The 20532-nt window shown below is 51.6% G+C and carries 23 protein-coding genes; 14 read left to right on the top strand and 9 right to left on the bottom strand.

The annotated features are described in order from the left end of the window. Window positions 1–9: 9 nt before the first annotated feature. A complete protein-coding gene (locus SD961_RS12690) occupies window positions 10–1275 on the bottom strand; it encodes a FliC/FljB family flagellin (protein ID WP_318790717.1) in 1266 nt (421 codons plus the stop codon). Between the two features lie 282 nt (window positions 1276–1557). Here SD961_RS12690 and fliD point away from each other — a divergent pair, with 282 nt between their 5' ends. The 4 genes from fliD (at window position 1558) to amyA (ending at window position 5375) form a co-directional block, all read left to right on the top strand. After that, complete coding sequence (gene fliD, locus SD961_RS12685; protein ID WP_318790716.1) at window positions 1558–2967, top strand: flagellar filament capping protein FliD; 1410 nt, start codon at window positions 1558–1560, stop codon at window positions 2965–2967. Between the two features lie 11 nt (window positions 2968–2978). After that, the gene (gene fliS / locus SD961_RS12680) at window positions 2979–3386 is read left to right on the top strand and encodes a flagellar export chaperone FliS (RefSeq protein WP_318790715.1); all 408 of its coding nucleotides are present in this window, start codon (window positions 2979–2981) and stop codon (window positions 3384–3386) included. Next, window positions 3387–3755, top strand: a complete 369-nt coding sequence (gene fliT, locus SD961_RS12675) for a flagella biosynthesis regulatory protein FliT (protein ID WP_318790714.1) — start codon at window positions 3387–3389, stop codon at window positions 3753–3755. It abuts the gene before it with no gap. Between the two features lie 138 nt (window positions 3756–3893). Beyond that, complete coding sequence (gene amyA / locus SD961_RS12670) at window positions 3894–5375, top strand: alpha-amylase (protein WP_318790713.1); 1482 nt, start codon at window positions 3894–3896, stop codon at window positions 5373–5375. Window positions 5376–5517: 142 nt separating this feature from the next. Here the strand turns inward: amyA and yedD are convergent, their stop codons facing one another. Beyond that, window positions 5518–6006 (bottom strand): lipoprotein YedD, encoded by a 489-nt coding sequence (gene yedD / locus SD961_RS12665; RefSeq protein WP_318790712.1) that lies wholly within the window; start codon window positions 6004–6006, stop codon window positions 5518–5520. A gap of 167 nt (window positions 6007–6173) precedes the next feature. Between yedD and SD961_RS12660 the strand changes: the two genes are divergently transcribed. After that, window positions 6174–6497 carry a DUF6388 family protein gene (locus SD961_RS12660; RefSeq protein ID WP_318790711.1) on the top strand — a complete coding sequence of 108 codons (324 nt, stop codon included), beginning with the start codon at window positions 6174–6176 and terminating at the stop codon, window positions 6495–6497. Window positions 6498–6918: 421 nt separating this feature from the next. Continuing rightward, window positions 6919–8319, top strand: coding sequence for a diguanylate cyclase domain-containing protein (locus SD961_RS12655; protein ID WP_318790710.1), 1401 nt, complete (start codon window positions 6919–6921; stop codon window positions 8317–8319). Window positions 8320–8383: 64 nt separating this feature from the next. On the opposite strand, the gene SD961_RS12650 is transcribed toward SD961_RS12655, so the two are convergent. From SD961_RS12650 to SD961_RS12625, 6 genes are all read right to left on the bottom strand, one after another. Beyond that, window positions 8384–8650 (bottom strand): hypothetical protein, encoded by a 267-nt coding sequence (locus tag SD961_RS12650; RefSeq protein WP_318790709.1) that lies wholly within the window; start codon window positions 8648–8650, stop codon window positions 8384–8386. Between the two features lie 131 nt (window positions 8651–8781). Then, on the bottom strand, window positions 8782–10530 hold the full coding sequence (locus SD961_RS12645) for a glycosyl hydrolase family 28-related protein (protein WP_318790708.1): 1749 nt from the start codon (window positions 10528–10530) through the stop codon (window positions 8782–8784). Window positions 10531–10811: 281 nt separating this feature from the next. Further along, entirely contained in the window at window positions 10812–11108 is a 297-nt protein-coding gene (locus SD961_RS12640) for a hypothetical protein (protein ID WP_318790707.1), read from the bottom strand. Next, window positions 11105–11452 (bottom strand): hypothetical protein, encoded by a 348-nt coding sequence (locus tag SD961_RS12635; protein WP_318790706.1) that lies wholly within the window; start codon window positions 11450–11452, stop codon window positions 11105–11107. The genes SD961_RS12640 and SD961_RS12635 overlap by 4 nt, the downstream gene beginning before the upstream one ends. Continuing rightward, a complete protein-coding gene (locus SD961_RS12630) occupies window positions 11449–11916 on the bottom strand; it encodes a glycoside hydrolase family protein (RefSeq protein ID WP_318790705.1) in 468 nt (155 codons plus the stop codon). Before SD961_RS12630 ends, SD961_RS12635 begins: the two co-directional genes overlap by 4 nt. Window positions 11917–12068: 152 nt before the next feature. Continuing rightward, on the bottom strand, window positions 12069–12434 hold the full coding sequence (locus SD961_RS12625; protein WP_318790704.1) for an antiterminator Q family protein: 366 nt from the start codon (window positions 12432–12434) through the stop codon (window positions 12069–12071). 352 nt (window positions 12435–12786) lie between these two features. Between SD961_RS12625 and SD961_RS12620 the strand changes: the two genes are divergently transcribed. From SD961_RS12620 to SD961_RS12605, 4 genes are all read left to right on the top strand, one after another. After that, window positions 12787–13356: a LexA family transcriptional regulator gene (locus SD961_RS12620; RefSeq protein ID WP_318790703.1), complete on the top strand. Its 570-nt coding sequence runs from the start codon at window positions 12787–12789 to the stop codon at window positions 13354–13356. 394 nt (window positions 13357–13750) lie between these two features. Next, a complete protein-coding gene (locus SD961_RS12615; RefSeq protein WP_318790702.1) occupies window positions 13751–13927 on the top strand; it encodes a hypothetical protein in 177 nt (58 codons plus the stop codon). A 472-nt stretch (window positions 13928–14399) separates the two neighbouring features. Next, window positions 14400–14627, top strand: coding sequence for a hypothetical protein (locus SD961_RS12610; protein ID WP_318790701.1), 228 nt, complete (start codon window positions 14400–14402; stop codon window positions 14625–14627). Window positions 14628–14843: 216 nt separating this feature from the next. Further along, window positions 14844–15014 (top strand): hypothetical protein, encoded by a 171-nt coding sequence (locus SD961_RS12605; protein WP_318790700.1) that lies wholly within the window; start codon window positions 14844–14846, stop codon window positions 15012–15014. Between the two features lie 204 nt (window positions 15015–15218). On the opposite strand, the gene fliE is transcribed toward SD961_RS12605, so the two are convergent. Further along, entirely contained in the window at window positions 15219–15530 is a 312-nt protein-coding gene (gene fliE / locus SD961_RS12600) for a flagellar hook-basal body complex protein FliE (protein WP_318790699.1), read from the bottom strand. 240 nt (window positions 15531–15770) lie between these two features. On the opposite strand from fliE, the gene fliF reads away from it, so the two are divergent. Genes fliF through fliI form a run of 4 tightly spaced genes read left to right on the top strand, consistent with a single transcriptional unit; the run spans window position 15771 to window position 20518 of the window. After that, window positions 15771–17492, top strand: coding sequence for a flagellar basal-body MS-ring/collar protein FliF (gene fliF, locus SD961_RS12595; protein ID WP_318790698.1), 1722 nt, complete (start codon window positions 15771–15773; stop codon window positions 17490–17492). Beyond that, window positions 17489–18481, top strand: coding sequence for a flagellar motor switch protein FliG (fliG, locus tag SD961_RS12590; RefSeq protein WP_318790697.1), 993 nt, complete (start codon window positions 17489–17491; stop codon window positions 18479–18481). The genes fliF and fliG overlap by 4 nt, the downstream gene beginning before the upstream one ends. Further along, a complete protein-coding gene (gene fliH / locus SD961_RS12585) occupies window positions 18474–19166 on the top strand; it encodes a flagellar assembly protein FliH (protein ID WP_318790696.1) in 693 nt (230 codons plus the stop codon). Before fliG ends, fliH begins: the two co-directional genes overlap by 8 nt. After that, entirely contained in the window at window positions 19163–20518 is a 1356-nt protein-coding gene (gene fliI / locus SD961_RS12580; RefSeq protein WP_318790695.1) for a flagellar protein export ATPase FliI, read from the top strand. The genes fliH and fliI overlap by 4 nt, the downstream gene beginning before the upstream one ends. Window positions 20519–20532 lie beyond the last annotated feature (14 nt).

Below are 20532 nucleotides of genomic sequence, written 5' to 3'. Positions count from 1 at the left end.
CTAAGGGGATTAGCCCTGCAGCAGAGACAGAACCTGCTGTGGTACGGAGTTAGCTTTAGACAACACGGAGTTACCAGCCTGCTGAATAATCTGTGCTTTAGACAGGTTAGACACTTCTGTTGCGTAGTCAGCATCCTGGATACGTGACTGAGCTTCAGACAGGTTAGTGGTGGTGTTGTTCAGGTTAGTTACCGCTGAATCCAGACGGTTCTGTACCGCACCCAGGCTTGAACGGAAGGTATCAACCTGTGCAATCGCTTTGTCCAGCAGTGCCAACGGGTCAGCAGTAGCTGTACCGGTGAACTGGTCTGCAGTATCAATGTTACCAACATCTTCACCAGTAGAGTCAGTACCTGCCGCGCCGCCATCTGCAATTGCAGCTGCAGTTAAAGCAAAGTTTTTACCCTGAACAGTCGCAAAACCTACAGCTGCGCCGCTAGCATCTGCACCAACTTTAACGAAAGAGTCAGTCAGAGTGCCGCTGCCGTTGGTATCAGTATAAGCAACAGTCGCTTTGTTCAGAGAAACGTCACCAGTAGTATCGTCAACAGATACTGCATAGTTGTCGCTGCCAGAAGAAACAACATAAGTACCTGTAGCTGCACCAGCTGAATCCTGGACGTTTTTCAGTGACAGAGTGCTTGCATCAACTTTCAGAGCAGTAGCTACTGCTGACAGGTCAACTTTCTGCAGCGATCCGCTTGCGCCAACCTGAGTAATAGGTTCGCTGGTTTTCAGTGCATTTTTGTCCACACCGAAACCGCTCAGACCCAGAGTAGAAGAGTCAATTTTCTGCAGGTTGATAGAGATAGTCTGACCATCGTTAGCGCCAACCTGAATTTTCATGGCGCCATCTTTCGCCAGCACGTTCACGCCGTTGAACTGAGTCTGACCAGATACGCGGTCAATTTCGTCCAGACGGGATTTGATTTCGTCCTGGATTGAAGAGAGGTCAGAATCAGAGTTGGTCCCGTTCTGAGACTGTACAGTCAGTTCACGAACACGCTGTAAGTTGTTGTTGATTTCTGACAGTGCGCCTTCAGTAGTCTGTGCAACAGAGATACCGTCGTTAGCGTTACGGGCAGCCTGAGTCAGACCTTTAATGTTAGAGGTGAAGCGGTTGGCAATTGCCTGACCAGCAGCATCGTCTTTCGCGCTGTTGATACGCAGACCAGATGACAGACGCTCAATAGAAGTAGAGAGAGCAGACTGGTTTTTGTTGATGTTGTTCTGAGTGATCAGCGAGAGGCTGTTGGTATTAATTACTTGTGCCATGATAAAGTTTCCTATTAAAATCAAATCTTGTTAAGGGAGTGGGGCTTGTTTGCCACCCGGCTTCATCGCCGTCAAACTTATTATCGTCAGCCCTTAACTAACCTTTAGAATTTTTTTAGTCTCAGACTCAATTTTTTCTTCCAGCACCTTACTCGTCGAAATACCCCTCTCTATTACCGCTATTCGCTTCATTACTTCCGTTTAAAAAATCGTAAACTTTGCCTTGCAGTAGCCGATAACCACGGTATTGACTCTCCGTGTTGACTCTATAAAGGAAACATTATGGCCAGCATTACTTCGTTGGGTATCGGCTCAGGCCTCGATCTCGCTTCTATTCTGGACAGCCTGCAAACGTCAGAGAAAGCAGCCTTAACGCCTATCTCTACACAGCAGTCCTCTTATACAGCTAAGTTAAGCGCATACGGTACGCTGAAAAGCGCGCTGACTACGTTCCAGACGGCTAACACCACGCTGAATAATGCAGACCTGTTTAGCTCGACTAAGACCACCAGCAGCTCTACCGCTTTTAGCGCGACCACAGCGGCCGGTGCCGTAGCGGGTAAATATACGGTTAGCGTCACTCAGCTGGCAGCCGCGCAAACGCTGACTTCTGCCGTGCAGAGCAGCAACACCACCGCCCTGGCCAGCTCAGACAGTACTATTACTATTCAGCAGGGGAACGGTAAAGATCCGGTTACCGTATCCGTTTCCGCAGCCAACTCTTCATTAACGGGTATTCGCGACGCCATCAATAAGTCCGATGCCGGCGTCACCGCCAGTATTATTAAAGTCAGTGATGGCAGCTATCGCCTGTCGATGACCGCTGATGAAACGGGCACCGATAACGCAATGACGTTAAGCGTGACCGGCGACAGCGCCCTGCAGAGCATGCTCAACTATGACGGCAGCTCAGCCAGCAACATGACGCAGAGCGTAGAAGCGAAAAATGCCCTGTTAACCGTGAATAACGTAGCGATTGAGAACAGCAGCAACACTATCAGTGATGCGCTGGAAGGAATTACGCTTAATCTTAGTGACGTCACTACCGGCAATCAGTCGCTGACCATCACCAAAGATACCTCTAAGGCTTCAAGCGCGGTGAGTGCCTGGGTAGATGCCTACAACACCCTGCAGGATTCATTCTCCAGCCTGACAAAATATACTGCTGTAGATGCCGGAACCGATGCACAGGATACCAGCAATGGCGCCCTGCTCGGTGACAGTACCCTGCGGACTATTCAGTCGCAGCTGAAAAGCATGCTGACCAACGCCCAGAGTTCATCAACTTACAAAACGCTGGCACAGATTGGCGTCACTACCGATCCCACTACAGGTCAGCTGGAGCTGGATGACGATAAACTCTCTGCGGCGCTGACTGCCGATCCGGACGGCGTGAAAGAGATGATCGTTGGCGATGGCAAGACCACAGGTGTAGCTACCACTATCGCCACCAATATTACCAGCTGGCTCTCCAGCACCGGTATCCTGCAGGCGGCCACCGACGGCGTCAGTAAGACCCTGAATAATCTTACCCAGCAATACAATGACGCCAGCACGCGTATTGATAACACTATTGCCCGGTATAAAACCCAGTTTACCGCTTTAGACGTGATGATCAGCAAGCTCAACAGCACCAGTAGCTATCTGACCAGCCAGTTCGAAACGTCAAGCAGTTCTTCAAGCACTAAATAAAAGGAGACAAAATGTATAGCGCAAGCGGCACCAAAGCCTATGCAAAAATCGGGGTGGAAAGCGCAGTAATGAGCGCCACGCCGGATCAACTGGTTACGCTGTTGTTTGACGGGGCGCTCAGCGCCCTGGTTCGCGCCCGGTTATTTTTGCTGGATGGCAACATTGGTGGCAAAGGAGAGTCGCTCTCCAAAGCCATCAATATTATCGAGAATGGACTGAAGCAGGGACTGGAAGAGCACAGCGGCGACGAGCTGGCTGATAATCTTGCCGGGCTTTATCGCTATATGGTTCATCGCCTGATAAAAGCCAATTTGCATAATGACGCAGAAGCGATTCTGGAAGTCGAAACGTTGCTGCGCAACATCGCCGACGCCTGGAAAGAAGTTTCTGGAACCACCGCTCTTCAGGACGCCGTTTAAATGAATATTGCTCCGCAACTGCTTACGATTTACCAACAGTTATTGGTCCTCAGCCAGTCGATGTTACGCCTGGCAAGCGAGGGTAAATGGGATGAATTGATTGAAATGGAAGTCGATTACGTCAGTGCGGTTGAAATTCTGGCGGAAAGCACCAGGCATTCCCCAGTCCCTAAGCAGACGCAGGATCAGCTGCAACCTGTCCTGCGTCATATCCTGAACAACGAAGCTGAAGTGAAAAGCCTGTTACAGTCGCGGATGAGCGAGCTTTCTTCGCTGATTGGCCAGGCTACACGCCAGAAATCCGTGAATAAAGCGTACAGCGGAATGCAAGGCGTTATCCTGTTTCCTCAGGGATCACCAGGCGTTTAAAAGATCCTTTCCAGTATGAATTTGACTCACACCAGCCGGCGGGCAGAGCGCTAAAAAATATTTTAGCTTCTGACCCGCGCTTTTCTCCAGGCCTGCTCCATACTTCATTTCCCAGCCAGATGAACCCGGAGCAAGGACATGCCTCATCCCACCCTGTTGCAATTTTTCCACTGGTATTATCCCGACGGCAGTAAATTGTGGCCCGAAGTCGCCGACCGTGCAGAGAAGCTGGCGGAGATGGGCATCACCGATGTCTGGCTGCCTCCCGCTTATAAAGGCGAATCGGGCGGCTATTCGGTAGGCTACGACAGCTACGATCTGTTTGACCTGGGCGAGTTCGATCAGAAAGGTTCCCGTGCCACCAAATATGGCGACAAAGAGCAGCTTATCGCCGCCGTAAAAGCACTGCGGGCGCATCATGTTGGCGTGATCATGGACGTGGTGCTTAACCATAAAATGGGCGCTGATGAAAAGGAGCAGGTGCTGGTTAATCGGGTCAATCCTGATAACCGTGACGAAATAGAGCCGGAAGCTTTTCAGGCCGAGGCCTGGACCCGATTCACCTTTCCCGCACGCGCCGGGCACTATTCCGACTTCGTCTGGGATTATAAATGCTTCAGCGGCGTCGATCATATTGAAAACCCCAGTGATAATGGCGTGTTTAAAATCGTCAATGATTACACCGGCGAAGGCTGGAACGATCAGGTTGATGATGAGTTGGGTAATTTTGATTATCTGATGGGCGCTAACATCGATTTTCGCAACCGTGCCGTGACGGAAGAGCTTAAGTACTGGGCGCGCTGGATGATGCAGCAGATCCCCTGTACCGGTTTTCGTCTGGATGCGGTCAAACATATCCCTGCCTGGTTCTATAAAGAGTGGATTGAACATATTCAGGAAGTGGCTGAAGAGCCGCTTTTTATCGTAGCGGAATACTGGTCGCATGAGGTTGATAAGCTTCAGCACTATATTGACCAGGTTGAGGGTAAAACCATGCTGTTTGACGCCCCGTTGCAGATGAACTTCCACAATGCCTCACGCCAGGGCGCAAACTATGATCTCAGCCAGCTGTTCAGCAATACGCTGGTGGAGAAGGACCCCTGGCATGCGGTGACGATTGTGGCTAACCATGACACGCAACCGCTGCAATCGCTGGAAGCCCCCGTCGAACCCTGGTTTAAACCGCTGGCCTATGCGCTGATCCTGCTACGCGAGGAAGGCGTACCGGCGATCTTCTATCCGGATCTCTTTGGTGCCAGCTATGAGGATGAAGGCGATGATGGTGAAAACCATAAAATCGACATGCCGGCGATCCCGGAACTGGAAGCGCTGATCCGCGCCCGACAGATCTATGCCCATGGCGTACAAACGCTGTGGTTCGATCATCCAAACTGCATCGCTTTTGCCCGCAGTGGTACAGAGGAAAATCGGGGCTGCGTGGTGATTATGTCGAATGGTGATGAAGGAGAGAAGATGTTGCCGACAGGCGAGGCGCTGGCAGGAAAAACCTGGCGGGATTATCTGGGAAATCAAACCGGGACAGTAACCGCAGACGATCGGGGAATGGCGCTGTTCCGCTGCAATGCCGGAAGCGTAAGCGTCTGGGTAGTGACGGATTAAAGATCTGCAGGGTTGCCGGTGCCGAGATCATCAGCCCGAAGTTGCCGTCATTACGTGCGGAACCCTGTTGTCAGCCTGATAATCTGGCGATAAAGAGTGCGAGAACAGGCCGTGCGAAGTCAGCCGCACGGCTTTTTCGTTATCAGGATTTGGCGTTTTTCATCATCATTTTATGATGTTTTTTGCCACTCACATCCGTGGATGTCTGGGGCTGCTCCTGCGCAGGCGCTACCTGATTCTGTGCCTCCAGCGCAGCCTGACATTCCGCTGTTGGGTTTTGCACTTTCTGTAGCCTCAGCTTGTCGTAGTGCAGCTCCATTCCCTCCAGTTCCAGCGGCATCACCCGAACCTGGTTATTCACATTAACCCAGTCGCCTTTGAACAGCGTTACTTTACCAGGTTTGGCAATGATACGCTGCCACTGACGGCAATCGAGCGTGTCGCCCTCTGCTGTAATAATCAGGCTGGCGATCGCTTCCTTGCTGACTAACCCTTTTTGCGGTCCCATTGTCTGCCAGTTACCGACCAGGCTGGCTGGAGGAGGCGTTTTCACCGCGCTCTGGTAGTTGGGAATGTCCGCACAGCCAGCCAGCGCGACGGTCGCCAGAGTCATTATCATCCACTTTTTCATTTTCATTTCCTGAGTCTGCAGTCAGGCGCTACGTTATAATTTCTCCTTAATTACCGCAAGCTGCATCACGTTCTCCCGCTCAGTTAATGCCCACCCCTCCACCCTGGCATTCCCCCGCTCCCGGCGGGCGTGTAAACTACGCCAATTACCGACAGCGGGACAGAGTGATGAAGAGTATTGAAGAGTATTACGCCACGGCACGGGATCTTTTTTTGGAAGCTCACCCTGAGATTAAAAGCGGCATTGCGCAATTAACTGCGGAAAATGCCGCCTCGCTGGGGATGTCGCTCTCTCAGTTACAGACTATGCAGGCTGACCGGGCTTATGCTGCTTTCACCCGTGAAAAGAAACTGGATGGCATGCTCTTCGCCATCCAGCTGGCTGAACCCGATAAAACCGTAGCGAATGAAGCTATCGAAGCTTATCTGCGTCAGCACGCTACGGCACTCGGCATGAGCTGGGAAGAATTTTGTATTAAGAACGAGCTTTAAACTCACCCTGTAGCTGGTCTGCTTTCGGACCAGCTTTTTTTCAACAGCTGTTCTGGCACCCGTCCCCTCCTCTTCCTGCCCTTGCTCAGAATGCTCTCAAAGGCCTGATAACAGCATATTATCGTTCGATAAAAGAAACTGATTACGATATATATGCTGGCACCACTCTTTGACATTACAGCAACATCGTAAGCGTTAATAAACTTTGGCAGTGATTGAAATAAACAGGCCTTAGCGATATTCTGAACGGCACCTCCGCAAAATTAAGAAAATTCTTAAAAGATTGCTTTGCCGCCGCTTCTCACGTATGTTGTGCGCGCGGTTTGACGGTGAAAACCTGCACATCAAGCCCGCACACGGACGTTACACGGCAGTTACCGCGCGGTTTCTCTTCGCCGGACTCCTGTAAGAACCTTGAGTCATGAATATGCAACTGAATAAATATAAGTTTGACCAGGTTATATTCCTGTTCCTTCTGGCATTGTGTTTAGCGGCCCTGGGCCTGCAGTGTCGGAGCTACCAGGCGCTTTCTCTTTTCTGGCCCTGCAATGCGCTGCTTTTAGGCCTGCTTATTCGTTTCCCCCGTTTTGATACGCTCTCCAGCCTGCCAGCTATCTATTTCGGTATGGTCTGCGCGGACGTTTTATTCGGCACTCCTTTTAATGTTTCGCTGGGCTTAGATGCAGCGAATATTGCTTTTATTGTGACAGGTCGGGCTGTTCTGCTCTCTCCTCTTCTTACCCGCCCCTACCCACGTCGGCTGCAGGCTTTGATCAGGGTTTTCCCTGCATCAATTATTGGTGCCGCCGTCTGTGCCGCGGTGGGATCGTTCGCCAGCCAGCGCTATTTTCATGATGACCTGCTAAAGGGTTGGATTTCCTGGTTTTGTGAGCAGGTTTCCACCTCAATTCTGTTGCTGCCGCTGGTGATTACCTTACTGCGCAAAGATGAGCTTGCACAGTTTATGACCGACTTGCGTGAAAGCAGCCTGATGCCGCTGCTCTCGCTTCTGTTTTCCACGGTGGCAGGGATCTACGTTGGCGGCGGCGGCAGCCTGATTTTCCCGCTGCCTGCATTAATGTGGTGTGCGGTGAGCTATCCGATCTTTTTCACCTGCCTGCTCACCTTATTCACCGGGATCGCAGAAATTACCCTGGTCGCCAGCAACGTGCTGAATATTCAGGGTTCAGATGATTTCTTTCGCATAGACAGTCTGGCTTCAGCAAGGCTGGGCGTGGCGGCGATGACCATCAGCCCGTTGATTGTAGCGCTGAGTACCACCGCCAATAAAAAGCTGGTCGCCAGAATTACCCAACGCGCAGACTATGACTTTTTGACGGGCGCCCTTACCCGCAGTGGGCTTTCCTCACGCCTGGCCACGCTGGCAACCCGGCGTAACAAGCAAAACAGCTTTTACGGTGCAGCTTTTGTAATTGATATCGATCGGTTCAAAAGCATCAACGACACCTATGGACACGCTGCCGGAGATATTGTGCTGGCGAAAACCGTTGAGTGTATCCGGCAGTCGCTGCAGCAGACGGCGATTATCAGCAGGATGGGAGGGGAAGAGTTTCTGGTACTTATTGAGGGGATTTCTCAGCCGAGAGCTTACCTGCTGGCAGATCGTCTGCGCCAGAGCATTGAGCGCAACGCCATTGTGCTGAACACTATCAATCTGAATGTGACGGTAAGCATCGGCATCAGCACGCTGAATATCACCGATCCATCCAGTCTGGATGAGTCAATTAAACATGCAGATGAACAGCTCTACATCGCCAAAAGCAGCGGCCGCAATCGGGTCAGTCCCGAGTTTGTACTGTGACTTTTTAAATTTCAGAGAACAAAAAAACCCGCCATGGCGGGTTATCCTGAACTTGCTCAGCCTGTCAGGCTTCGTTTTCGATGCGGTTCACTTCAATTTCCATGTCCTGAATATTTTTATCCAGTTCATCCAGTAAACCGCCCTGCTTAGTCAGCAGATCGTTGATCCTCTCCGCAAACTCAGGATGCTTATACTCGCCCTGATCAAAAGCGAGCCAGTGTGCTGAAAGTGTTTCCACGTTGGATTGTGCATAGTGGCGCATTTCTTTTAACTGAGAAGTTACATCACGTACGTGGTCGGTCGGCGTTTTGTGTTCTTCGTTATCACTCATGCAATTATCCTTCTTGGTTAAAAAAGCACTCACAAATTCTGACCCTCAGGACTGGCGGAAGTTCATTAACACTTTTTTAACCAGACGGCGACAAGATAAAAAAGGCCGCCATCATTGGCGGCCAGGATGCCTTAATAGTAGGCAATTTTACGATCTGTTCCGTTAATATTGACGGTAATGTATCCCGCAGCCGTCGTCGTGGTGGGTGCGGTAGCCGCAGTGGTGGCCACGGTTAAGACCCCTTTCTCATTTGCGCCGATCCCTGCCAGTCCATTATGCAGGCTCATCCTTGCATTCGGCGACGTGTTACCGATGGTGCTGGTATCGGTGACTTCGCTAAGATCCGCTGTAAAGAGGGCACATACACCGGCATCGAACCGAGTGGGGCCGTTTGACTTCAGGTTGAACATCGTGTCACCGCTGCCCGCTTTCAGCTTGACCCAGATTTCAGCGTAGGTAACGCCAATCCTGTTTAACTTCACGTCCAGTACGGCTGGCGAACCTTTGTGCTGGATATCCGCGTAGATAGCGGTCGCGCATCGCGAAATATTCAGCCAGGTCAGACAGGAAGAAACGGCAGTGACCGGATTGCCAGCCGTGCCGGAAAGCACGGCATTGCTGACTTTGCTGATCATCTCCACCACCCACTGCTGATTATCTGTTGGCAGGTGTACCTTGCCCAGCCTGTACCATTTGTCCGTTGCTGAAGTATTGGTCACCCTGTAGCCGGAGTACCAACCCACTTTCATTGATCCGGTCATGTTGGTACCAAAGTTCTCATCACGACGCCAGCCATATTCATAACCGGACAACCAGCGCTCACTTGTGGCATCCAGTGTGACTTTGGCACCCGCCTGCAGGTTAAGCTGACGGATCAGCACGCGGCCGTTGCTCATATTCAGTGGATTTTCGCAATCCTCCAGACTCAGCGCATCGACAATCCATTGTCCCTCACTGAGATCTCCCGGGAAGCGGGTGTGCTCCATCCAGACATTGTGCAACACCCCTTGCGTCACACGCGGCATGTAGAGCGTGGCATCGCCATAGCCCGTCTGGAAATTGGCGTTGGTGATCTCAACCGCCGTTGAGTGATCCCAGACGCCAGTAGTCGTACCGGACCAGCCAATCTCGATGACACGGCCGAAAGTAGTAAGGGTATAAATTTGCTCAAACTTAGTATCAAGCGTATCCAGCAGTTTGATTACCGTACCGCCGTTATTCTGCGCACGGAAGCTGTTGACCAAGACTGATTCTCCCGCCACGATGGTGTTTTCAAAGAACGGCTGCTGGTTAGAACACATCGCCGCCTTAATGATACCCTTGTTAGCAGTAATATCTGCCGATGCCTGGCCATTCCAGCAGATTCCCTTAAGCGCCGTGCGTCGCGCCTTGACCTTGAACACCGGTGATGTGGATTTGTTGGAGATAATGGTCGTCCGGGGCATTCCCCCGTGCGGGTTATGAGCGCCAAAGATATAGAAGAACGGCATCTCAGTGCCGGAGTAATCAATCGGGTTGATAAGGAATTTGCCCGCAGGAAAACGCACGCCAAGGCTTTTAGCGTTGTTGTTAAAAGACTGCGCCCATTCCATCATCAGCTTAAACGCCCCACTGTCATCGGTCGTGCCGTCGCCCTTCGCACCAAAATGATAGATAGTGAGTTCATCCGGATCGTTAATCACGCGTTTCCAGTAAAACCCCTTGCCTGCGGCCATCGTCCCCGAATCGTCCTTAACGGCCGTGGTGCTGACAAAGCCGACAAATTCACCGCCACCATGGAAACTAGAATCCTTATCATAATAGCGTTTCAATGAAGCCATATCGCCTGATTTAGTTGGCGCGGTAGTTCTCAGTTCAGCAAATGAATTAACTTCAATCATAATAACCTCCGGGGCAATATGCGGTAGCAAATCGCCTGAATGAATTAAATAAATAAGAAGAAAAAGATAATAAAGAAAAAGTAATTAAAGCTCCCTGACTACCACCACCTATTCCTTAACAAGTGATGCCCTACTTTTTTTTGGTTGCGCAGACTTTATTCCACATATCATTGTGAATATTAATTTCTTTGATGGTTCTGATATCCATAACCTGCCAGTCCTGACCATATGTCCGGATAGGGTAAAATAGTGTGCAGGAGGAGTCGGATACCATTTGAGGATTATTGCGGGTTGTTATATGACGAGTCGCGCAGCTTGTTACGAGCGTCATCATCATTAAGCACATTATTGCTTTCCTGGACATTCTTCACCGCCTTAATATCCTGAGCCTGTTTATTGGCCACTATGGCAATACGGTCACTCTCTTCCTGTGCTGCCGCAACGTCAGAGCGGGCTTTTTGCTGCACTTTGCCGATTTTTTTACCACCAAACCAGCTGGCAACCAGCGCCACCAGCACCACGCCAATCCCGGCGAGAATATGCCAGCTGCCGCTGAACAGAGCGAAAAATGTACTCATGCTTTATTCTCCTTCATGACCTTAGCTTTCGCGTTCAGGGATTTCTGACGGACAAATTGCGCAATGACTGCCATCGCAACCAGGAAAGAAGCGATTAGCCCAAGGTAGTGTTGGGGGATAACCGTCTTAACGTCGCCTGGCAAAGAGGTCCAGGCACTCATTGCCGAGTCCGGGAATGATTGCACCCAGGCCCCCACGAATGACCCTATAGAAGCAAGCCACAGAGACCAGGTCTTAAAGAGTAACTTTGCATGCGCAACCAACTCGATTTTACCGTGTCTGGTTATCCACCAGACGGCAAAAGCCACCACCAGAACCAGCATGATGAAAAGAATAAATTTCATATAACCCCCTTATAGGCATCATAATTCCCACTGCGCATCACCTGCGCGTGGCGTTTTGCCCGCTGTGGTGTTTGTCTGGCCCAAAGGCTGCTCAGCATGCCTTCCGCCGCGCCTTCAAAATTGCCGACAGAGATCATCACCAGGGTATTTTTAAAAGCGGCCAGCCCATCCACCCCTAACTGATAAGCCATGCTATAAAGCACGTCAGCCCGAGCCGGATTACATTGCTTTAACGCAGCTACCAGGGTTGGGCGGCTGCTCATCTGCGCTTTTTTTTCATCTACCATTCTTTGCATCCAGATATCTCCCACGTTTCTTGGTACGGTAAATTGATAATTAGCTAACGGGGCATCTTTGGGTCCTATCACTATTCCGCAAGCCACCGTTGGGTACCCTTCCGTGTCGATATAGGGTCGTTCTTTATACCCCTCTTCATAAGCCAGTATTTGAATAACTTTACTCATACTTCACCTCCTTAATTACCTTTATGCAGACGCATAAATTCTTCAGGAATGAATTCCCTGGTGTGCAAAGTGCTTCAGTTGGGTAAATTAAACTGCGTTTCTAACACACTAGAACGGTAATTGCGTACGCAACCACTTTTTTTGAAAATAATTTATCTCTCGCACTCAAGGGTAATTTCAAGGGCCGATAATACGCCTTCGACAAAGCCTTCCGCCGTCTGTAATTGTTTGCGGATAGTGCCATCGGCACAGTGGCGTCGGCGGGCAATAGAGCGTAATGAGATCCGGTAGTGATAATGGGCGACCAGGAGGGAATGTTCTTCAGGATGATTAATTTTCAGGCGGCTGATACAGCTATCGAGGATCATACCATCGTTGTCGCTGCAGGAGGGCCGCGAAGCGGGAGCTGAAGTGATCAGGCCACGGAACCCCGCAGCAATGTGGGAATAGCCCACCCCGCTCCGCTCTGTAGCCGCCCAGCCACCCCATCTTTCCAGTAATAGTTTGATATCACGCATGTTAACTCCCTCATTATCCGGAGAGGAGAGACCCTCTCTGTTGAGCCTGTTTCATCCCCAAGTTCTCCATTCCCGGCAAGCTGCCTGAATTATGGAGAGGTGGAGTCCTGACACGCTGTAACGATGTCAGGTGCAATGCTTTGCCAGCGGTTAGGCTGGGCGGCCAGGTTGTCAAAGAGCAGCGGGTTTCAATACCCTGCATGAAGCGCTGAAAATCCCTTTACGTATCGAACTGGCTTAATTAATAGCAATAGCTATTGAAGCTGTCAATAGCAAAGCGTGTTTGACGAAAAATACGCTTAGCTATAAATTCTGGTGTATGAAACCGAATACACTCGCCTACCGATTGAACATGGCTATGTCCATGATGGGAATTACTCAGGGTGCTTTAGCAAAAGCCTCCGGCGTATCGCAACCTACTATCTGGCGTCTGACCAAAGGGGAAGCAGAAGGCTCCCGCAAATTGGTGGATATTGCCAGAGCTCTTGACGTCAACGTGCAGTGGCTTGCCAGCGGCGAGGGAGAGATGCGTGGCACTACGGCAATTAGCGCCATTGACAAAGTAAAGAGTGGTACTACTATCTCCGTTTGGGGCGCCGAAGGTAAAACAGGGGAGATCGTCTCTGCACCTAACGGCGTAAAGGCGAAAAAGAGCTGGCGTGCCTATATTCTTGACCGCAACAGTGGCTGTTCAGAAGCCACGGCAGGCAGCATTATCATCATTGATACCGACGTACCACCTGAATCTGGAGATTTGGTGATAGCGAAGGTGAATTCCCGTTACTCCGTCTACCGCTATCTTGAAGGCCCCTCTAATGGTTTTTTGACCGTCGATGACCCCAGACTCCCCGCTGTGGAGCTTTCTGAAGAGTCGGAACTTATCGGCGTAGCAATCTTTCTGATCCGTGATTTAAGGCGGTAAGTACTCACATCCTGCCCGTGCAGGATGGTTTCCTTGTAATGCCCTCCGGATACTCTGTGCAGAACAGATATCATCAGTTTACCCTCGCGAAAATCCACCCTCTGAGACAGTTAATCAACGCAAAACCTTTTGCGCATTCACTCAACTGAATAGATTAGTAAAGCTTTCGATAAAATCGCCAGAATAAAGCGTAAAAAAAGCGATAAAAAAACAATTAAACCTTATAAAACAACGATATATATTGATAACCTGAGTTATTTACACAATAGCTATTGATATTAATAATAACTATAGCTATCGTTTTTAGCAGGGATACATTTCCGCCGTTTATACGTTTTGAGGCAACTCAAGGAGTTACTGGACTCACTACATTTTTAAGCTGTCTGGAGGTCTAATGGTGTTGATAATCTGGAAACCTTGTCGGCCACAGGGAACCTGTAAAAGCCGTTACAAAGCGCGACGGGCAGCGGTAGTTGCCCAGCGTCAGGAGGATCAAAAATTGGCGAGGAGGATCGTCAAAGAGCTGACTGGCTGCGGATCGGGAGTGATGAAAACGATGGGTGAGGATTGAGAGAGAATGGAGTCAGGGGAAAAGACTACCTGATTGCAGCGTTAATCACTGTATAAAAAAACAGCATACTTTTCGACTGCTGCAATCAAGCGGTTTGCAAGGGATGGCTTTAGCTGGCGAAGGATCTGTAGCTGACCTTCATACCGGCCCTGCAAAAGATACAGTTAGCGCCATGGGGATTTTTTGGCGTGATGTTATGGGGAGAGAAACGATACTGACATCCATGACATGACGGACATTTGAATTTAATATTTGGAATAGGAACCTTCAATTTTTTTGTATTATGAGTCTCCACACTATCACTTGAGAAAGCTTTTGTCAGTTTTATCTCGGCCTACAGACCTGATAAATACAAGATAAAAGCACATGCCCCCTTAAAAAGTGATAACGGAAACAATTTAATAAACTTTCAGTAAGTTAGCTTCTGGATGGCGACTAAGCTTGAGATATCTCAGCAAGCAAGGAAAACGCCATGCACATCACCCCCTCGATGATCAAAAAAGCCCATCTCACCGCTTCAGTTGCCTGGATTATTCTGGCCATCCCCTCCGTCATCTGGTGGAAGAGCAGCGTGCTCTGGGTCATTATCATCAGCATCTATGCCAATATCGTCGGTCATCTTTCTGGGTACACCGCAGCGAGAGCAGACGAAGCGGCAGAACAGGATGAAAAAGAGAAGCAGGATAAAGACCAGAGCTGAGCGATACTGGCTTGTGGGTTGCCCTTATCTCTCCCTGTCAGATAGCAGAATGCCCGCTTAAACCCACTTTATGCCCTATATTTTATAAGAGAGACAGAGAGTAATATTGTCAGAAAATAGAGTATGCCGTTGAACTTTCACGGAGTTTTGTGGAAATCCCCGGTTCGTCAGCTATGCTTTTGGTTGTTGCTACTTTTTAAACCAAAGGGAAAGACGATGAAAAAATATCTGGGCGGTTTACTGATGTTACTCACTCTCACCACTTTAACTGGTTGCATGCATGACAGCAGCGCAGTGGGGAGCGATGGTCGTCCACACGCGCCAAGCGGTCAGTCAGTGCCTGGTGGCACTCAGGGTTCCGGCCCGGTAGGCCAGCCTCAGTCCTGATAAACTGCCTTAGCCAGGCAAAGAAGATGCCGGCCATCTGGTCGGTATTTTTTTGCCCCGCCTCACCCACAGTAAAGCTCTCCCTGCCTGCAGTCACGTTGAGCAAATCAATAAGCTTAACGGGATAAAGAAGAAAAATGCCCTGCCACTACACCATCTGATGAAACTCGCACAATAACTTCTCTTTAAATCACAGAGATAATGCTAAACCTGCATATTCATAATGTCAGTATAAGCACTGACCAGCTTGTTACGCACCTGGATACCCATCTGCATTGATACCGATGATTTCTGCAGATCGACCATCACATCATTCAGGTTAATTCCTGGTTTACCCAGTTCAAAATCCTGCGCCTGCGTCCGCGCTTCGGTCTGCGTATCGCTGATCTTGTTCAGCGCGGCCTTCAGCTCACCGGCAAAATCGGCGTGGCTTGAAGCATCAGTGCTTCTGCCACTGGCCTGAATTGCTGCGGTTTGCAGCTGTTGCATCACACTCTCAATACCCTGAATTGCCATCTTTTGCCCCGGAAGTTAAACGGTAGAAATTTTGTTGTGAGAAAACTTACCACAATGTCAATGAGACAAAGCCGCTAAATAAGAGCAAAAATCATGGCTTATCCAGCCATCGAATTTCCTGTTTAAGAAAATAATGGCAGCCATTAGAAGTGAAAAATTTATAGCAAGCCGCATCAGGGAGTCAGTTTTGTTACGACACTACACGAAACAGTCCGGTCAACTGTCAGGCAGGAAAGAGTCATGAATGCAACTGTCACGCAGGATCAACCAGAGAAGAAAGGTCTGAACGACCTCTTCGCTCGCTTACGCGCTAATCCTCGCATCCCCATTATTATTGCGGCGGCGGCGGCTATCGCCATCGTTATAGCTATGGTGCTCTGGGCTAAGCAGCCAGAATACCGCGTGCTCTATAACAACCTGAGCGATGAAGATGGCGGTGCCATCATTACTCAACTTACCCAAATGAATATCCCTTATCAGTTTGATGATAAGGGAGGCGCATTAATGGTACCGGCGGCGAAAGTGCATGAGCTGCGCCTGCGTCTTGCCCAGCAGGGGCTGCCTAAAGGCGGCGCCGTGGGCTTTGAACTGCTGGACCAGGAGAAGTTCGGTATCAGTCAGTTCAGCGAACAGGTTAACTATCAGCGCGCGCTGGAGGGCGAACTGGCCCGTACCATCGAAACGCTTGGGCCGGTTAAAAACGTTCGCGTGCATCTGGCGATGCCAAAACCTTCGCTGTTTGTGCGTGAGCAGAAATCGCCAACGGCCTCCGTCACCTTAAATCTGCAGCCTGGCCGCGCGCTGGACCAGGGACAGATTAGCGCTATCGTGCATATGGTCTCCAGCAGCGTGGCTGGCCTGCCACCGGGTAACGTGACCGTTGTTGACCAGGCTGGTCACCTGCTTACCCAGTCCGATAACGCTGGCCGCGATCTGAATGATGCTCAGCTCAAATACGCCACCGATGTCGAAAACCGTTTCCAGCAGCGTATCGAAGCGATCCTGAACCCGATTGTCGGCAACGGCAACGTGCATGCGCAGGTCACCGCGCAGATCGACTTTAATGCTCGTGAACAAACTGACGAGAAATATCAGCCGAACAGCAATCCGGCAAACCAGGCCGTTCGCTCGCGCCAGACCAGCGACAGCGAACAGCTTGGCGGCCAGAATCAGGGCGGCGTACCGGGTGCGCTCTCTAATCAGCCTGCTCCGGCTAACACCGCCCCTATTACCAATCCGCCAGCTAATCAGAATGGCCAGAACGGTAATGCCGCTAACAATGCAGCGGCGAATCAGGGTTCGACCACCAGCACAGCCAGCAAGTCAGGTCCTTCCAGCACAAGGAATGACAACACCACAAACTACGAAGTGGATCGCACCATCCTTCATACCAAAATGAATGTGGGTGAAGTGCAGCGTCTCTCTGTAGCGGTGGTGGTGAACTATAAAGCAGACGCAGCCGGCAAACCGATTGCCCTGACGGATGCTCAACTGAAACAGATTGAAAACCTGACCCGTGAAGCGATGGGCTACTCGGACAAACGTGGCGACAGCCTGAACGTTGTTAACTCACCGTTTACCGAAGCAGCTGATAACAGTGGCGACCTGCCATTCTGGCAGCAGCCGTCCTTTATCGACCAGATGTTTGAACTGGGACGCTGGTTGCTGGTGCTGATTGTGGCCTTCATCCTCTACCGCAAGCTGGTTCGTCCACAGCTTATGCGTAAAGCAGAGCAGGAGAAGGCTGCCGTTGAAGCCGCGGCGCTCGCTAAGCAGACGCTTGCAGAGTCAGAAGGTGATGCGGTCTCCGTAAGCCTGTCGAAAGACGAACTGGATCAGGAACGTAAGTCGCAGCACCGCATGGGTGCAGAGGTTATGAGTCAGCGTATTCGCGAGATGTCAGAAAATGACCCGCGTGTGGTGGCTCTGGTTATTCGCCAGTGGATGAAGGACGAGCTATGAGTCTCACCGGTACAGAAAAAAGCGCCATCCTGATGATGACGATTGGCGAAGACCGCGCTGCCGAGGTGTTTAAACACCTCGACACCCGCGAGGTTCAGCACCTGAGTTCGGCTATTTCCAATATGCATCAGGTTTCGCATAAGCAGCTAACCGAAGTGCTGCGAGAATTTGAGGTGGATGCCGAGCAGTATGCTGCCCTGAGCCTGAACTCTAACGATTACCTGCGCTCCGTGCTGGTAAAAGCGTTGGGCGAAGAGCGCGCCTCTACCCTGCTGGAAGACATTCTCGAAACCCGGGAAACCACCAGCGGGATGGATACCCTCAACTTTATGGAGCCGATGGCGGCTGCCGATTTGATCCGCGACGAACACCCGCAGATTATCGCCACCATCCTTGTACACCTCAAACGTGCGCAGGCTGCCGACATTGTTGCTCAGTTCGACGAGCGCCTGCGTCACGACGTTATGCTGCGTATTGCCACCTTTGGCGGCGTGCAGCCAGCCGCGCTGGCAGAACTGACGGAAGTCCTGAATGGCCTGCTCGACGGTCAGAACCTCAAGCGTGCCAAGATGGGCGGCGTGAGAACCGCAGCGGAGATCATCAACCTGATGAAAACGCAGCAGGAAGAAGCGGTTATCGAAGCGGTTCGCGAGTTCGACGGCGAGCTGGCCCAGAAAATCATCGACGAGATGTTCCTGTTCGAAAACCTGGTGGAAGTGGACGACCGCAGCATCCAGCGCCTGTTGCAGGAAGTGGAGTCCGAGTCCCTGCTGATCGCCCTGAAAGGGTCCGAGCAGCCGCTTCGCGAGAAGTTCCTCAAGAACATGTCCTCCCGTGCAGCCGATATTCTGCGCGACGACCTGGCAAACCGTGGCCCAATGCGCATGTCTGCGGTGGAGAGCGAGCAGAAAGCGATCCTGCTTATCGTCCGTCGCCTGGCAGAGTCCGGCGAGATGGTGATTGGCGGCGGCGAGGAGCAGTATGTCTGATAAATCTTCTCTGCCCTGGCAGCGCTGGCAGCCCAACGATCTTGGTCAGCTGAATAAACCGCTGGTCGAAGAGTTGGTACCGCCTGAGCAGCCGGAAGAGCCGTTCAATCAGCAGCAGTTCGAACTTGAGCAGTTGCAGCATCAGGTTCGCAATGAAGCCCAGGGTCTGGGCTATGCCGAAGGGCAGCAGAAAGGCTTTGCCGAAGGTCAGAAAGCGGGTTACGACGCCGGCTTTCAGCAGGGCCTGGCGGAAGCGCAGCAGCAGCAGGCGCCTTTACAGGCGCGTATGCAGCAGCTGGTTTCCGAATTCAACCATACGCTGGAAGCACTGGACAGCGTGATTGCTGCGCGCCTGATGCAGCTGGCGCTGGAAGCGGCCCGTCAGGTGATTGGCCAGGCACCGCACGTGGATGGTACCGCCCTGCTGCGTCAGATCCAGGGCATGATCCAGCAGGAACCGATGTTAAGCGGCAAACCTACGCTGCGCGTGCATCCGGACGATCTGCAGCGCGTTGAGCAAACGCTTGGCGCGACGCTCAGCCTGCACGGCTGGCGTCTGATGGCTGACAGCACCATCCATCCTGGCGGTTGCAAAGTCAGCGCGGAAGATGGCGACCTGGATGCCAGCCTCGCTACGCGCTGGCACGAACTCTGCCGTCTTGCAGCACCTGGGGAGCTTAAATGACGACTCGTCTTTCACGCTGGTTAGGCTCACTTGACGCCTTCGAGCAGCGTTTATCGCAGCTGCCGGAAGTACGACGTTATGGCCGTTTAACGCGTGCCACGGGCCTGGTACTTGAAGCTACAGGTCTGCAATTACCGCTGGGTGCAACCTGCGTTATCGAACGCTCCGATGGCAAAACCGTCTCGGAAGTGGAAAGCGAAGTGGTTGGCTTTAACGGTCAGAAACTCTTTTTAATGCCGCTGGAAGAGGTCGAAGGCATTCTGCCTGGCGCGCGCGTTTATGCCCGCGTCAACGGCGAGCACAGCGGCAAGCAGCTGATGCTGGGGCCGGAACTGCTGGGTCGCGTGCTGGATGGCAGCGGTCGTCCGCTGGATGGTCTGCCTTCACCTGAGACCGGCTACCGCGCCCCGCTGATCACCCCGCCGTTCAACCCCTTACAGCGTACGCCAATCACTGAAGTACTGGATACCGGCGTACGTGCCATCAACGCCCTGCTTACCGTAGGACGTGGACAGCGTATGGGTCTGTTTGCCGGTTCCGGCGTGGGGAAAAGCGTGCTGCTGGGAATGATGGCACGCTACACCAAAGCTGATGTGATTGTGGTCGGGCTGATTGGTGAGCGTGGCCGTGAAGTAAAAGACTTTATCGAGAACATTCTCGGCACCGAAGGGCGTGCCCGCGCGGTAGTTATCGCCGCGCCAGCAGATGTCTCTCCTTTATTACGTATGCAGGGTGCCGCTTACGCCACGCGTATTGCTGAAGATTTCCGCGATCGCGGTCAGCACGTGCTGCTGATTATGGATTCCCTGACCCGCTATGCGATGGCGCAGCGTGAGATCGCGCTGGCCATCGGAGAGCCTCCGGCAACTAAAGGCTATCCCCCTTCCGTATTTGCCAAGCTCCCGGCGCTGGTCGAGCGTGCGGGTAACGGCATTGATGGCGGCGGATCGATTACCGCCTTCTATACCGTTCTGACCGAAGGCGACGATCAGCAGGATCCTATAGCCGACTCGGCGCGTGCGATCCTTGATGGTCACATTGTGCTTTCGCGCCGTCTGGCGGAGTCCGGCCACTATCCGGCTATTGATGTTGAAGCCTCTATCAGCCGCGTAATGGCACATCTGATTGACGATACGCACTACGCTCGCGTCCGTCAGTTCAAGCAGTTGCTCTCCAGCTACCAGCGCAACCGCGATCTGGTCAGCGTGGGCGCTTACGCTGCAGGCAGCGATCCGATGCTGGATAAAGCGATCAAACTCTATCCGGAGCTGGAAGCCTTCCTGCAACAGGGCATGTTTGAACGCAGCACCTTTGACGATGCCTGCCTGCATTTGCAGGCCATCTTTGGCTAACGGTTCTCCTGAGC

This window comes from Erwinia sp. MMLR14_017, from assembly GCF_033657285.1.
Taxonomy (GTDB): Bacteria; Pseudomonadota; Gammaproteobacteria; order Enterobacterales; family Enterobacteriaceae; genus Erwinia.
Note: the sequence above shows the minus strand (reverse complement) of the source record. Positions and strands in the feature narration are given on the sequence as shown.